13 protein-coding genes and 1 pseudogene are annotated in these 14,456 nt (G+C 36.8%); 7 read left to right on the forward strand and 7 right to left on the reverse strand.

Annotated elements, in window-relative coordinates:
* Positions 1–28: 28 nt before the first annotated feature.
* Together CZ809_RS10395 and CZ809_RS10400 are read left to right on the forward strand one after the other, a co-directional pair.
* On the forward strand, positions 29–1,168 hold the full coding sequence (locus tag CZ809_RS10395; RefSeq protein WP_080157563.1) for a cytochrome-c peroxidase: 1,140 nt from the start codon (positions 29–31) through the stop codon (positions 1,166–1,168).
* 10 nt (positions 1,169–1,178) lie between these two features.
* Entirely contained in the window at positions 1,179–1,667 is a 489-nt protein-coding gene (locus CZ809_RS10400) for a hypothetical protein (protein ID WP_080157564.1), read from the forward strand.
* Positions 1,668–1,726: 59 nt separating this feature from the next.
* Here CZ809_RS10400 and CZ809_RS10405 read toward each other — a convergent pair whose 3' ends face one another.
* Entirely contained in the window at positions 1,727–3,106 is a 1,380-nt protein-coding gene (locus CZ809_RS10405) for a lytic polysaccharide monooxygenase (RefSeq protein WP_080157566.1), read from the reverse strand.
* A 484-nt stretch (positions 3,107–3,590) separates the two neighbouring features.
* On the opposite strand from CZ809_RS10405, the gene CZ809_RS10410 reads away from it, so the two are divergent.
* From CZ809_RS10410 to CZ809_RS10420, 3 genes are all read left to right on the forward strand, one after another.
* Complete coding sequence (locus CZ809_RS10410; protein WP_080157568.1) at positions 3,591–4,241, forward strand: 2OG-Fe dioxygenase family protein; 651 nt, start codon at positions 3,591–3,593, stop codon at positions 4,239–4,241.
* The gene (locus CZ809_RS10415; RefSeq protein WP_080157570.1) at positions 4,231–5,475 is read left to right on the forward strand and encodes a cysteine desulfurase-like protein; all 1,245 of its coding nucleotides are present in this window, start codon (positions 4,231–4,233) and stop codon (positions 5,473–5,475) included. The genes CZ809_RS10410 and CZ809_RS10415 overlap by 11 nt, the downstream gene beginning before the upstream one ends.
* Before the next feature lie 217 nt (positions 5,476–5,692).
* Complete coding sequence (locus tag CZ809_RS10420) at positions 5,693–6,265, forward strand: DUF2913 family protein (protein ID WP_080157571.1); 573 nt, start codon at positions 5,693–5,695, stop codon at positions 6,263–6,265.
* A gap of 142 nt (positions 6,266–6,407) precedes the next feature.
* On the opposite strand, the gene CZ809_RS10425 is transcribed toward CZ809_RS10420, so the two are convergent.
* Together CZ809_RS10425 and CZ809_RS10430 are read right to left on the reverse strand one after the other, a co-directional pair.
* Positions 6,408–6,758 (reverse strand): hypothetical protein, encoded by a 351-nt coding sequence (locus CZ809_RS10425; protein WP_080157572.1) that lies wholly within the window; start codon positions 6,756–6,758, stop codon positions 6,408–6,410.
* A 161-nt stretch (positions 6,759–6,919) separates the two neighbouring features.
* Positions 6,920–7,066, reverse strand: a pseudogene (locus CZ809_RS10430) (alpha/beta hydrolase); the annotation flags it as partial.
* Between the two features lie 411 nt (positions 7,067–7,477).
* Here CZ809_RS10430 and CZ809_RS10435 point away from each other — a divergent pair.
* Complete coding sequence (locus CZ809_RS10435) at positions 7,478–7,948, forward strand: cell division inhibitor SulA (RefSeq protein WP_235865899.1); 471 nt, start codon at positions 7,478–7,480, stop codon at positions 7,946–7,948.
* A gap of 200 nt (positions 7,949–8,148) precedes the next feature.
* The gene (locus CZ809_RS10440; protein ID WP_080157573.1) at positions 8,149–9,567 is read left to right on the forward strand and encodes a basic amino acid/polyamine antiporter; all 1,419 of its coding nucleotides are present in this window, start codon (positions 8,149–8,151) and stop codon (positions 9,565–9,567) included.
* A gap of 90 nt (positions 9,568–9,657) precedes the next feature.
* Here the strand turns inward: CZ809_RS10440 and CZ809_RS10445 are convergent, their stop codons facing one another.
* From CZ809_RS10445 to CZ809_RS10460, 4 genes are all read right to left on the reverse strand, one after another.
* Positions 9,658–10,983, reverse strand: a complete 1,326-nt coding sequence (locus CZ809_RS10445; protein ID WP_080157574.1) for a GGDEF domain-containing protein — start codon at positions 10,981–10,983, stop codon at positions 9,658–9,660.
* Between the two features lie 211 nt (positions 10,984–11,194).
* Positions 11,195–12,475, reverse strand: a complete 1,281-nt coding sequence (locus tag CZ809_RS10450; protein ID WP_080157575.1) for a DEAD/DEAH box helicase — start codon at positions 12,473–12,475, stop codon at positions 11,195–11,197.
* A 140-nt stretch (positions 12,476–12,615) separates the two neighbouring features.
* A complete protein-coding gene (gene nagK, locus CZ809_RS10455; protein WP_080157576.1) occupies positions 12,616–13,524 on the reverse strand; it encodes an N-acetylglucosamine kinase in 909 nt (302 codons plus the stop codon).
* A 162-nt stretch (positions 13,525–13,686) separates the two neighbouring features.
* Positions 13,687–14,415 (reverse strand): tRNA-uridine aminocarboxypropyltransferase, encoded by a 729-nt coding sequence (locus CZ809_RS10460; protein ID WP_080157577.1) that lies wholly within the window; start codon positions 14,413–14,415, stop codon positions 13,687–13,689.
* Positions 14,416–14,456: the final 41 nt, after the last annotated feature.

Genomic DNA, 14,456 nt, shown 5'->3' on the forward strand with positions numbered 1-14,456 from the left:
CTTCTTTCCGTAAAATTTAATATAGATTATGGGTGTTATCTTCCATACTGTTCCAATGTTATTGTTAAGTCTGCTCTTCGTTTTATCATCACCTTTATACGCGGCTCAAAAAACCATCGATGACACTCGACTTACCGCAACACAGACACTAGGGCGTTATCTATTTAATGATAATCGACTCTCTAAAACAGGAAATCGCAGCTGCGCCTTATGTCATGCTCCCGATTTAGGCTGGACAAACCGCTTTGCTAAAGTTCCAGATATTCACGGTAACCCAACCACATTAAATACGCCGTCACTCCTAAATAGCGTCATGCTAACGACATTCATGCAACGTCAACCATATTTAACAACGTTAGAAGATGCGATTACATTACCATTATTTTCACTACATCCACCTGAAATGGGAATGACCGATGCATTATTACTGACACGATTACAACAAGCACCAGCTTTATATCAACCTCTTTTTAAGGCCAGTTTTGGAGATAGCCGCATAACCACAACCAGGGTGCTCACCGCCCTTAGTCATTATGTCGCCACGATTAGTGATACTAATACGGCTTATCAGGCATTTCTTGATGGTGACAATACAGCCCTTAATGATCAGCAACAACAAGGGTTAGCATTATTTACAAGTCAACGACTTAACTGCTTTCAATGCCATAGCGGATCACTATTAAATCAGCCTCTTAGCCATAGTTCACTCTATTACAACACCGGTCTTTATGGTATTAAAAATAATGCTGGTGAATATGGTTATCCTCAGCATGAAATGGGATTACGTTACTTTACTCAACAAACATTTGATGATGGTAAATTCCGTATTCCATCATTGATCAATGTCACTAATACAGGTCCATGGGGACATGATGGCAGTTTTCATCACCTTGGAGCCGTTCTCGATAGTTATGCGGCAGGCGGTCGAGTGATCACTATTGGCCCAAATAAAGGCGACGGGCGTCAACATCCAAATAAAGATCCTCATTTGCAAGGCTTCACATTAACAACAACAGAAAAACAGGCATTATTGGCTTTTTTTTCAAGTTTAAATACGCGAGATATGAGTCATGACTTTGCGCATCAAAACCCTTTTTGCCAAATTGTTCCACTAAAAACTAAGCAAGACTTACCTAATTGTATTGCCCCTTTTCCACTCCAAAAATAAGCATAATATAATGAAAAAAACACTGTCAGTGTTGCTCTCTCTCATCGCTAGTTCATCTGCAATTGCAACACCACAACGTCCCTCAGAGGCTGAAATTCAAGGACGAAATACCTATTTTATTACACCTTATAAAGCGATCTGTAATATTGATCTTCAATATCAAGAAACAGCAAATACAGCAGAAGAAGCAATCCAACTAGAACAAATTTTTGAGACATCATTAGGTTATGCATTAACCCTTAATGCAAAAGGCCAAGCTTATGTTCAATTAGCCATTAAAGAATGGAATGAAAAGATGGTTTTTGCGACAGATCCTAATATTACATTCACCATTAGGGATGCCGACATAAAAGGTCAATATATTACTAATAACTATTGTCTTGAGAAAAATCTCGTTTTACATCATGTTAATACCCATGAATGGGGAAGTTATATCGTAAAACTACAAGGTAAACCGCATCAAGCTATTACTTTTCGCATCGTAAAAGAACAAGAGTAATAAAAACGAACAAGGCCTGCACAGTGGCAGGCCTTTATAAACATTGTTACGCGGGACGACTATAGCTTACGCCATACACCCCACTCGCCGGTTGTTCCTGGCTCTTCACCAACGGTATTCCAATGTGCTTTCCACTGAATACCATTATGAATAGCAACATCATTTTCATTATATGTTTTAGCAACCGACCAAGCTGAAATATCAGGGATTTCACCTTCCGTTAGTATTTGTGTCCATACACTTGCGATACCCGGTTCTTCACCTTGTGTCCACCAGCCCGCTTTCCAATTTTTATTATTATGTATTACGCTATCACCTGCAATATAGGTTGCAGACTTACTCCAGCTACCTTCAGGTAACTCAGGATCTGGTAATTCAGGATCCACAATCGGCGGTAATGGCTCAAGATCTTTGAAAATACTTAACGCAAAACCGTACTTTTCAGCTTCTACCCATACTTGGTTGGCATGAATATTTTTAGTATTAAATTCATATTTAGCGGCAGCTTGGTTCCAAACACCAATAAATAATTTATCTGATGCTAACGCGTTGACTTGCTCTGCTAATGTTTGAGCCCATGTCGCTTGATTCGCAGCAGTGATCACTAAACGCTGATCAACCACTTCAGCACCTGTAACCGGAGCCATTAATCGGAAACGCATCGTATCACCAATGACTGGTGCAAAACCAGGCTTAATAAAGAAACCTGATATAGGGAATAAGTCACCTTCCACAACAGGTGGTGGCGGTGTTATCTCACCATTACCTTGTTTAATCGTAATATCACTACAGTTATAGAAGCCTTCACCTGCAGGATCAATTCGCTGCCAGCGAGAGAATAAAACGACCTTTTCACCCATACGATCTGTCGGTAATTTCACTTTAAAGTTATAAGTATCATAAGGTGTTGCTTCTGTTGGTTCAACATTACCTACTTCATCAACAAGCTCTAAATCATCCCATGTTAATGGCTGTGATTTATCATAATTAGGTTTAGTAATGTAGAACTGCCAAAATGATGGATTATGAGTCGCCGTAGCAACCCATTTGAAATCAAACTCACCGTTAGCATCAACAATCACTTCTGTTTGTTGCCATTCGTTATGCGGAATATCTAGCCCCGCTTTTTTCTGATCGCCACCAGCACACAACAGACCATCGATAACTTGTTTTTTTACCGCTTCAATATTGTTGTAATCTGCGGTTAATGCTGCGTTTTCATTCTTTTGTGTAAAAGGAAATGCGTTTGATTTATCCCATAGTGCCTGACAAGCAGCATTAGGAATTTTATTTTGCCAATAACCACCATCGCGATCACAAACTTCAGTACGTGATGGTGGGAACTCAGCCCAACCATGCGCACTAACGCTACCAATAACAGCTAAATTTGTTGCAATAAGCGCGACGGCGATTGATATTTTGTTTAATTTTAAAGGCATATTGATCTCTTTTATTAATAATAAGCAGCGTCTATCTATTGAGCATATAGAAAATAACGATGCTATCGTTTTCATATTTATGTGCGGGAATATACCCAACCTATCCTATTGATAAGAAATTATTTTCACCACACAATTAATAATAAAAACTTATATATATTATAACCATATGATATATAATAAATAAAAAACAACCTTTTTAATAAAAGACACACATTGTTACACATGCGAATTTTTACATGCATCTAATTTACCCTTCGTGTCCTATTTACTTCAGAAGATGCTCGTCTACTCACTCTCATTTATCAATTTACACACCACAAACACGTTACTTTGCTACAACATTAAAGTTTATTAATTAACTTTTTTGTAGATGTAAATTCCATAGTTATCTTTTTACATGCTTATATAGTCGATTAAATTTGTAATATTCAGTTTTATAGACAACCTTAATTATAAGTAGCAAAGTAACAGGAGAAGTATGATGAACACGCCATTAATGTGTAACCTACAACTAACACAACTGAGTGATCATGCCGTGACTGAACTTGCTCCCTCATTTCAATATTTACCTCACACTTCACATGCTGATGGAGAATACCGTTTACGTCGCTATTCCATTGTTCAAATGCATAACGGGAAAATCGAACATTTACCCCCTACAGATTTTGTACAATCTAACGATATAAATCATTTTCAAGGCAACGTTGTACGCCACTTTGAAGCGTTAGATGATGAACTCATTCATTGTGATGGTATGTTAGAAATGTGCGAGTTATTTCAGAGTGCTAATGCCTTACCAGATGATCAACCGATTGAAATCCACCAAATGCGCATTGCCGCACTCAACGGTGAAACGCCGACTTCTCCTGAAGGTATTCATCAAGATGGATTTGAGCATATTGCCGTGATCGGTATTGATCGCCACAATATTAAAGGAGGTGAATTCTTAGTTTATAAAGATAAAACAGCATCACCTTTTCTCTGTACTACCTTGCAACATGGCGAAATGGCAATTTTAGCTGATGATATTTTATGGCATAACGCTCACCCAATTAAGGCGATAAAAAAACACCAACAAGGTTATTGGGATGTATTCGTACTCACCACTAAGGAGATCAAACATGACATTTGATCCCATGATGGTGCGACCTCTCTTTCCCGCTCTCAATCAGCATATTAATCAGCAGCCGGTATTATTTTTTGACGGTCCAGGCGGATCACAGGTTACTCAATCTGTTCTAGATGCAATGAGTCACTATTTAGGTCATTACAATTCAAACTTAGGCGGGGCTTTTTTCTCTAGTGTTGAAACATCGGCGTTAATGGCAACCGCGCGTCATACTGCACAAACATTTGTTAATGCACCATCAGCAAGCAACATGATATTTGGCGCAAATATGACCACACTGACGTTTCAATTAAGCCGTGCAATCAGTCGTGATTGGCAAAAAGGCGATGAAGTGATTGTTACCGCACTCGATCATTATTCCAATGTTTCAAGTTGGCAACAAGCAGCTGAAGATAAAGGAGCGACTGTACATCAAGTACGAATCAACAAAACTAACTGTGATGTAGATTATGAGCATTTCGATGCCCTACTCACACCTCGAACTAAGTTAGTCGCAGTAACGTACGCTTCAAACGTGACAGGATCACTTATTGATGTGCAACGCATTATTACAGCAGCTCATGCCGTCGGTGCCAAGGTATATGTGGATGCTGTGCATTATGCACCACACCGACTAATTGATGTACAAGCTTTAGGTTGTGACTTTTTAGTCTGTTCAGCCTATAAATTCTTTGGCCCTCACCTCGGTATTGCTTATATCGCACCACAATGGGTACAATCATTACGCCCTTATAAAGTAGAACCCGCGCCTAATGATGGGCCTGCACGTTTTGAAACAGGTACGCAAAATTTTGAAAGTTTAGCGGGTTTTATTGCTGCCGTTGATTATTTAGCTGCTTATAGTCGAACTTTAGACACACAAGCATTGTCATTACGCCAGCATCTACGTCGAAGTTTTGACGCTTATCAAACCTATGAACAAACACTAAGCCACTACTTTATTAATAAATTACATCGTTATAATAATGTACAACTGTTTGGCCTACCGCATGAGCAACATCGCACGCCCACCTTTGCTATTCGTATTAACGGCATCCAACCAGCAGACGTTGCAATCGCATTAGGAAAACAAAATATCTGCGTCTGGCATGGTCATTTTTATGCTCAAGGTTTATGTGAACAATTAAACCTTATCGATAATGGTGGTGTTATCCGTATTGGGTGCATGCATTACAATACCTTTGACGAAATTGACACCTTATTTAAGGCTCTTGATTGTGACTTAACCCTCAAATAAACTAGCCACCAGATATAAAAGCCCATAAACACACAACATGTCATCTAGGTCTATTAGCGAAACAAAGTATGCCTAATTAGATTAAAAGGTGTAATATCACGCAATGAAACAAATGATTGCGCTAATTTCTATAATTTACAATTAACGCATTTATCTATTATCTTACATCAGTAATAGTATGATATTATTATCAAACCCGCTCCAACTCGGTACACCAATGAACCAGTCTCAACAGCTACTCGATATTAGTACGAATGCCTTACTGCATCTAGAATTCAAAAAACTTGATAAGCGGCTAACACAGACTGAGCAAAACAACCTACTTGTTCAGTACCTAAAGAAAATTATCAAGAATGATAGATATCGTACGGTTAAGAAATCAACCAAAAGTTGGTTATTGCGCGGAAGAAAAACTGGCGCATGTCTAGAATCTATACTTAATAATGATCGTGAGCGGATATTACAAACTAGCTCAACAGACCTTTATCGTTTTGTTGATCTTATTGAAGACATTGAAGCTCAATTGCATACACAAGTGCAATATTCATTAGCACACAATATCAACCTTAAAGCACGCTTTGGTAAAGTATTAGTGTGTGTGGTTGATGAAGACTTAACATCTAGTTTTGATGATGATGGGCTAATGATCAAATCAACTCAGATTTTATTTATTGGCAGTAATGAACATAAAGATATATTTTCTGCTGCAATTGACCAAAGTGGTTATTTCCAATCTGTAATTGCATATGAAGATGAAAGTCACCTTCGCGTTGAATTGTTTAGACTATAAAATCACATCACATTGTTGTGTTATAAAAATACCAATGAGTAAATTTTGATAATTTACTCATTGGTTAATAAATAGCTTAAGTTGATCACCATTCAAAAAGTATGATCCCTTCTTGATAAGAACCATATCCTTTATTGGAAACTTATTTTAGTAGCATTTCTCTTGCTGCAACAAAAGATACTTCTTCTAATAAATAATCAACGTTATCACAAGCATCATTAACCATTAACTTGGTTGTTATTTGTTTTACAACATAACATTTAGCAGGCACTTGAGCTTGTTCATGGGTATCATTAAAGAAACGTAAATCATTGATAGATAAAGAAACTGCTAACTGACTATCAATATCAATTTCCACAGATAGAACATCACCAACTTTTGGTAAATAAGATAAGCTATCACCTGTAATATACTTTCTTACTGGTAGAATATTTTGATCTGATTGTAAATCAACGAAATTAACCATTAATGAAATCATTGGATTATTTAACATTGTATTACCTTATTTAATTGTTTTTTTTATTATATCTATTTAAAAATAATACGATGCACTCTAAAACATAATTATTATTTTCCATAAACTAACGGTAATTTACGGATATCTTTTCGTGTATCAAATTTTTAATACCGCCTTTAGATACGGCAACATCACTATTATCTTTTAATTTCGTTAGCTAAATTCAATATACAACGTTTAGCAGACTGACTCACACCAGCCAATTGAGAAAACCCATGTATTACGCCTAAATAACGCTCGCAATATGCCTCTACCCCTTGAGATAACAGTAACTTAAATAGCTTTCTATCATGAAACTTTGACAGCTATAACAAGACATACACTTCTCCTATTTTATTAGTACCGTCTTAAATAGAATAAGCCACGCTGATAAAAATCCAACTTTAAGTACTGTATAAATCATCAAATACTTACTAAAACCACTGTATAGCTTGAACGTGAGATAGTGCATATTTTTGTAATGTAACTTTATTATTTTCTAAAACCCATTTAATAAGTGTAGATTAAAAACATACTGACATAGAGATATAACAATTAAAAACAGTAACTTAAGACAATGCACCCTCAACGAAAATCTATTCTAAGACTTATATTCAACAACCAAATATCGATAAATAATGCTTGCATCCGAATTCATTTAAAACTACTGTATGTACATACAGCATGTATATATAACCACTGTCGGAGATGGCACCATGAAATCACTAATGCATACTCAAGGATCTACTACAGCTTCTGATGTTTATAAAGCAACATTGACTTCTCATGTAGGTATTTGCCAATCTCCGCCAAGGATCGTTCCAATTGAAGTAAGTTATAGCGAGCAACAACAAGCACAATTAGCTTATTTCTTACGCTTGCTAAAACAAGCAAATCAAGAAAATCGCTGGATAATGTTTATTGGACAAGATGCATTATTAGATAAACGTTTATTAATAAATGCAGGCATCGATATTAATAAAGTGCTATTACTTAAAAATATGAAAAACCAAAGTAAACATTTACTAATGGTTAAAGCATTAGAGATGGGAAATTGTTCTGCCGTTATTGTTTCCGGTGAAATTGAAACATTTAACACCCCATTAATTACAATGGCAGCTGAACAAAGTAAAACTTTAGCTTTTGTGCTAAATCAAAACGTTAAAGCACAATTAACATTCCATTGAGTTAATTAGTAAACGATAATGTTATTATTAAGTTGCAATAACTTCAATATTACATAAAGTTAATAATGATATACAAACAAAAAAAGTATTTTTATTTAAAGTTATATTTAATTAATTATTAAAAATAGTAAAAATAGCTTTTACGCATAATAAAAATACATATAATCAAGGAAATTCAAATTTAAATACTAGGTTTCAGAATGGATAATAAGCTCGGATTTGGTGCATTAACTGCATTTGTAATCGGCTCAATGATAGGCGCGGGAGTGTTCAGTTTGCCACAAAATATGGCTGCTGTTGCAAGTCCTGCAGCCGTCATGATTGGCTGGACCATTACGGGTGTTGGCATGATTTTCCTTGCAATGTCTTTTCAAATTTTATCATTATTAAAACCCAATATTAATAGTGGCGTGTTTGGCTATGCACAAGCAGGCTTTGGTGACTTCGTTGGTTTTTGTTCTGCATGGGGTTACTGGCTAAGTGCGATGCTCGCTAACGTTTCTTACTTAGTGATTGTATTTAGTACCCTAGGTATGTTTTTTGATAAACCCGGTCATATTATTTTTGGCATGGGTAATACATGGCAATCTATTGTTGGAGCTTCGGTTTTATTATGGCTTGTATATGCTTCGGTAAGACGTGGGGTACAAACTGCCGCGACCATTAACACTATAACAACAGTTGCTAAATTAATTCCACTTGTACTATTTATCTTCGTTACCTTAATTGCCTTTAAATGGCACACATTTACATTTGATTTTACAGGCTTAGAATTTGGCCCTCAGCATGACCTACTAAGCCAAGTTAAAGGTACCATGCTAATCACTGTATGGGTGTTTATTGGTGTAGAAGGTGCGGTTATCGTATCCTCTCGTGCACGTAATCGTCGTGACATTGGTCGAGCAACGATTCTAGGCCTACTAACGGCACTTGTTATTTATGTGTTCGTTACCCTACTTTCTATGGGTGTTATTTCTACTCCTGAACTCGCGAAATTTCAAAACCCATCAATGGCAATTGTACTAGAACATGTTATTGGTCCATGGGGCTCAATTATTATTGGTTGTGGTTTACTTGTTTCCGTAAGTGGTGCGTTTTTAAGTTGGACGGTTTTAGCAACAGAAGCACCTTTACTTGCCGCACAAAATAATATGTTTCCAAAGTCTTATGCGAAAGAAAATAGTGCAGGTACATCGATTAAAGCGCTTAACCTGACCATTATTTGTATTCAAATTTCATTGTTTGCAGTGATTTACGCTGGTGGTACTTATAATTCACTACTGATTATTGCATCTGAAATGATCTTAGTGCCTTATTTCCTTGTTGCTGCATATACCCTAAAACTGGCGATCAAAAACAAAAATCGCGGCATGCTGTTGTTTATTGGCTTAGGTGCAACGATTTACGGTATTTGGTTACTTTATGCATCGGGTTTAAGTCACTTATTATTAGCATCTTTATTGTATTTGCCTGGGCTGTATTTCTTTATTAAAGCAAAGAAAGAGCTCAACCAACCTTACTTTGTAGGTAAAGAGCGTATTTTTGTAGTGCTATTAGTAATATTAGCTATATTTGCTATTTATATGGTTGCTACTGGGCATATCGTACTAGAAAGCTAATTTCTGATAGAGCCTAAAAAGCCGTGTATGTTATATGCTTTTTATAATTAAAAGCATATAACATACACGGCTTTTCATTTGGATATTTAATTATTTAAGTTGTTGATGTTCCCAACTAATTTCAATTCGGTTCCGTCCCATTTTTTTCGCTTTTAGTAACGCAAAATCAGCCCGTTTGATCAAATCTTCGCAGGACTCATCAACTAACTCAGCTACACCTAAACTGCATGTTAAGCTAAATTCCTGATCAAACCCCCACGCTTTTGTCATGATTGTTTCTCGAATCTGCTCTGCTATTTCAACTGCAACACTCATATTCGTTTCAGGACAGAAAATAACAAACTCTTCCCCTCCCCAACGCACAAATACATCAGAACGGCGAGTTAAGCCCTCAACTGTCGCTGCAAACTTAATTAAAACCTCATCACCAAAGCTATGACCATATCTATCATTAACCTCTTTAAAATGATCAAGATCGATAAAAATCATTGAGAAAGGGATCTTATTTAATTGTGTCTGAAGAACAATACCTTCTAGCCATTCAATAACTGTGTGCCTATTTCTAATACGAGTTAATGAATCAGTACAAGCCAAATGTTCAAATTTTAAACTTTTATTATAAAGTACGCGATTTGCATCTCGTAAACGTTGGCTACGTTCTTCTGATGTTTTAATCTTCTGGCTAAGAACAAAACGATCAACCAAAATAACAATGGTGGCGGTTGCTACCCATAATAATAATAGTAACTTCACTAACGATGATTCGCAGATCCAAGTACCATAAAAGACTAAGCGGTTTAATTTAATTGCATAGTATGACTCTTTGACATAACTTCCCGTCGCAATTTCAATGATTGAAATATTATCAAATTGTCGACTCGACTTATCAACAGGAATATTATTCTCCGCGATCCACCACGATAAAACTTGGAATGAATTTAATGGGAAAATTTTCAAACCTTCATTAACACCAGGCGTATATTCAATCGCATTAAATTTTAATGATAATGGATCATTAATATTAGAATACATAGGATCAAAATTGCGTAAATAAATACGAATGCGTTCCCCTTCAAGTGGACTTGCATAATCAATATCAAGCCCAACGGAATCATAAGAACTTAAATCAAAACCAGCATCAATAGAGTCTGTTAATGCAACCGCAATTTCACAAAATGGCCATTTAGCTTTATTAACCAAATTACACTCTAATAACACATTGTGATTATTAATATTTAACTTTGTGATCGATGCTCCATTTTGACTTGAATCGTCAATAATTCTATAGGTGCTATTTTTAGGCGTAACTATATATTCCTTTTTTGCGCCACCAAGAAGAAACCAGCTATAGCTAGCAATAGTAAAACAAACTAAAAACAAGATGATTAATCGAAGCCACTTATTTAACCCCGTCATAAATCCCTCAAAACACCAGAGCTTATAAAAATAAAAGCAAAACATTACGACTAAAAACGACAAATTAACAGACAATTTTAGCTTAAACAACTAATTTAATTACTGATTTATGCTTATAATCAAACATTTTTTAAATTGATTGCATAATAATAAAAAACACCGCTTTAGAGGCGGTGTTTTAGTATATTTTGAGTTCGTAATAACTTTTTATTTAACGACGGCGTTGGGTGTTTTTCCCACGGTTTTGATGTACCTTACTTTTTGCTTTGGCCCGACGTTTTTCAGCAGATGCTCCGCGATGAACAGAGACTGTTTCAATTAAGCTAGGATCAGGTTCATAACCTTCAAGCCATTGTTGTGGTAAACGGGTATTTAATAGCTCTTCAATCGCTTTTAATGCCCACTCTTCATCTAAACTCATTAGCGTGATCGCGTGGCCAGTATTACCAGCACGCCCTGTACGACCAATGCGGTGTACATAATCTTCAGCATTAAACGGTAAATCAAAGTTAACAACATATTCTAACTGCTGAATGTCTAATCCACGAGCAGCAACATCTGTTGCAACAAGCACACGTACCTTACCGGCTTTAAAATCATCAAGCGCACGTTGACGAGCGCCTTGACTTTTATCACCATTAATAGACACCGCTTTAATACCATCTAAACCTAAACTTTTAGCTAATTGATCTGAGCCTTGCTTCGTTTTAGTAAAGACTAATACTTGTTGCCAATTACGTGAACCAATCAGATATGCTAATAATTCTGATTTTCTCTTTTTGTCAACGGGATACACCATTTGCTGCACAGTATCTGCTGCAATATTATCCGGTGTCACTTCCACCATCTTAGGGTCAGTTAAAATACTAAAAGCTAATTTTTTAACTTGCTTTGAAAAGGTTGCAGAGAAGAATAAAGTCTGACGCTCAGCCGGCATACGCTTCATGATACGGTTAATATCAATAATAAAACCCATATCAAGCATGCGATCAGCTTCATCAAGTACAAATGTTTCTACATTCGCAAGTGATACATTGCCAACAAAAACATGGTCAAGTAAACGTCCAGGTGTCGCGATAAGAATATCAACACCTGCTCTTAATGCTTTAATTTGCACATTCATACTAGTGCCGCCATAAGCAACCGCGACTTTCAAATCACTGTACTTACTGTACGCAATAAAGCTATCGTAAACTTGTTGTGCTAATTCACGTGTCGGTGTAATCACCAACGCACGAATTTTTGCACCTTGTTGAGGCTTTATTTCTTCAGCGCCCATTTCAGTCAATGACGGCAATGTCATTAAACGCTGTAAAATAGGAAGTGCAAATGCGGCTGTTTTACCGGTACCCGTTTGAGCCCCAGCCATTACATCATCCCCTGCTAGCGCTAATGGAATGGCTTGTAATTGCACATCCGTTGGTTTTTCATAACCTAATTCTGCGACAACTTGCAGTAATTTAGGGTGAAGGCCAAGGGTTTCAAACGACATAGTGTATTCCTTGCAATAAATACGCTTATACCAATATAGCGGCATAAGAAAACAAGCGCGGATTTTAACACAAAAAAAAAGTACTTCACTATGAAGTACTTTTAGTTACGCAATAAATATTCGTTACAGATCAATAATGGCTATTTAATGTTAAGGAAAGCAGCACCACGTACGCCACCAGCATCACCATGTTTTGCTTTCACAATTTTAGGTGCTTGTGAAACAGACAATAAGTATTTAGGTAAACGCTTTGGCAATTCTTCATAAATCAAATCAAAATTAGATAAACCACCACCTAACACCACCACATGAGGATCAACACCACTAAATAAGTTTGCAAAGCACATTGCAAGTACTTCCATGAAACGATCAACGTGCTGTTGTGCTTTTTCATCACCCGCAGCATTACGTTCGATAATTTCAATCGCTTTTAGTTTCTCGCCATAATAATGTGCATAGATTTGTTCAAATCCACGGCCTGATAGATAATTATCTATACACCCTTTTTGACCGCAACCACAATCAAATAATGGTGCGTTCTCTCCCATATGTAACCATGCATCTAACGGTAAGCGCATATGCCCAAACTCACCACCAACATGATTCAAACCAGAAAAAACTTTACCATCAAAAACCATTCCACCACCAAAGCCAGTACCTAAAATAAGGCCAAGCACTGATGGTGAATGTTGATGCTCATCATCCCATGCTTCAGAAAGAGCGAAGCAGTTAGCATCATTATCTAAGCTAACACTACGACCCAGTTTGGCTTCCAAATCTTTACGCAGTGTTCGGCCTTTAGCGGCAGGTATATTTGATGTCAATACAGTACCGTCGCGTGCATCTTCAATACCAGGAATACCAATACCGACTGAACCTTCACAGCCAAATTTCACATCAGCTGCGGTAATAATAGAAACAATAGTATTAATAAGTGTATCGTAATCGCCACTCGGTGTCGGCACACGTTCTGTTGCTACGCGCTCTAGTTTTTCATTAAATGCACCAAATTCAATTTTAGTTCCGCCTACATCAAAGCCGTAGTACATCCTATTCTCCTACAAATAATGTTTAACCACACCGTGAGTTCATAACTCTTTAAATATACTGAAAATTATCCACATTTATGCCAAAAATGACTGTGATCTACGACCAATTCATCAATTATTGTTTAAATGAGGTTTAATATTATCTAACTGACATCACATCTTTTATAGTGTGTTTTCATCAGTTGACATGAATTTTTCCAATAGCGATAACGATGATTGCTCTGGTAATGTGCGATTCATTTTACCCGCGATGTAATTTTCACGAAAAACATCAAACCATAAATCTAATAGCTCGGCATTATAATGCTCGCCAAATAAATCGATAATACGTGCTGCAACTTCAGCCGTACCTAATTGATTTTCCTTTGATGCTTCACGCATTTTATATCGAGATGGCTTATCTGGATTAATGGATAATAATGGGAAGCGATCAAGATACGGGCTCTTACGGAACATTTTTTTCGCTTCTGCCCAACTACCATCAAGCATAATAAATAATGGACGTTTACCCGCTTCAAGCGTTACTGCTGTCACTTCTCTTTCTGGCGCATATTCAGCAGGAAAAACGACATAAGGTTGCCATTGAGGATCATCAAGTAATACCAGCATTTCAGCGTTAGGCTCAGTACGCGACCAAATATAAGCAAAAGTATCTTCAAATACATCAGCAATTAAACGGCCAGTATTACTTGGTTTTAAAATCTCATCATCAAACATGACCAATAAAAACGCGGCATTTGATGTCGCTAATGGACGATGTTCACAAATACACAAATGCGTACGTAACATGCATTGACGGCAGCGTTGGACTTTACAGCCACGAGCAAGAAAAGGACGAGTTGAACGTGCAAGACGTTCCTCATAAAGAGTATGTATAGCATGAATGCGCATAGCGACTAACCTAAAAACAGGAAAACGCGTGCATGTTACCG

It is taken from the genome of Photobacterium piscicola (genome assembly GCF_900166965.1).
Lineage (GTDB): Bacteria > Pseudomonadota > Gammaproteobacteria > Enterobacterales > Vibrionaceae > Photobacterium > Photobacterium piscicola.

Excerpts from the sequence above, each read along its gene's own strand:
- CZ809_RS10395 (WP_080157563.1), top strand. The coding sequence starts at position 29 with ATGGGTGTTATCTTCCATACTGTTCCAATGTTATTGTTAAGTCTGCTC.
- CZ809_RS10410 (WP_080157568.1), top strand. The coding sequence starts at position 3,591 with ATGAACACGCCATTAATGTGTAACCTACAACTAACACAACTGAGTGAT.
- CZ809_RS10400 (WP_080157564.1), top strand. The coding sequence starts at position 1,179 with ATGAAAAAAACACTGTCAGTGTTGCTCTCTCTCATCGCTAGTTCATCT.
- CZ809_RS10405 (WP_080157566.1), bottom strand. The coding sequence starts at position 3,106 with ATGCCTTTAAAATTAAACAAAATATCAATCGCCGTCGCGCTTATTGCA.
- CZ809_RS10440 (WP_080157573.1), top strand. The coding sequence starts at position 8,149 with ATGGATAATAAGCTCGGATTTGGTGCATTAACTGCATTTGTAATCGGC.
- CZ809_RS10435 (WP_235865899.1), top strand. The coding sequence starts at position 7,478 with ATGAAATCACTAATGCATACTCAAGGATCTACTACAGCTTCTGATGTT.
- CZ809_RS10420 (WP_080157571.1), top strand. The coding sequence starts at position 5,693 with ATGAACCAGTCTCAACAGCTACTCGATATTAGTACGAATGCCTTACTG.
- CZ809_RS10425 (WP_080157572.1), bottom strand. The coding sequence starts at position 6,758 with ATGTTAAATAATCCAATGATTTCATTAATGGTTAATTTCGTTGATTTA.
- CZ809_RS10415 (WP_080157570.1), top strand. The coding sequence starts at position 4,231 with ATGACATTTGATCCCATGATGGTGCGACCTCTCTTTCCCGCTCTCAAT.
- CZ809_RS10460 (WP_080157577.1), bottom strand. The coding sequence starts at position 14,415 with ATGCGCATTCATGCTATACATACTCTTTATGAGGAACGTCTTGCACGT.
- nagK (WP_080157576.1), bottom strand. The coding sequence starts at position 13,524 with ATGTACTACGGCTTTGATGTAGGCGGAACTAAAATTGAATTTGGTGCA.
- CZ809_RS10450 (WP_080157575.1), bottom strand. The coding sequence starts at position 12,475 with ATGTCGTTTGAAACCCTTGGCCTTCACCCTAAATTACTGCAAGTTGTC.
- CZ809_RS10445 (WP_080157574.1), bottom strand. The coding sequence starts at position 10,983 with ATGACGGGGTTAAATAAGTGGCTTCGATTAATCATCTTGTTTTTAGTT.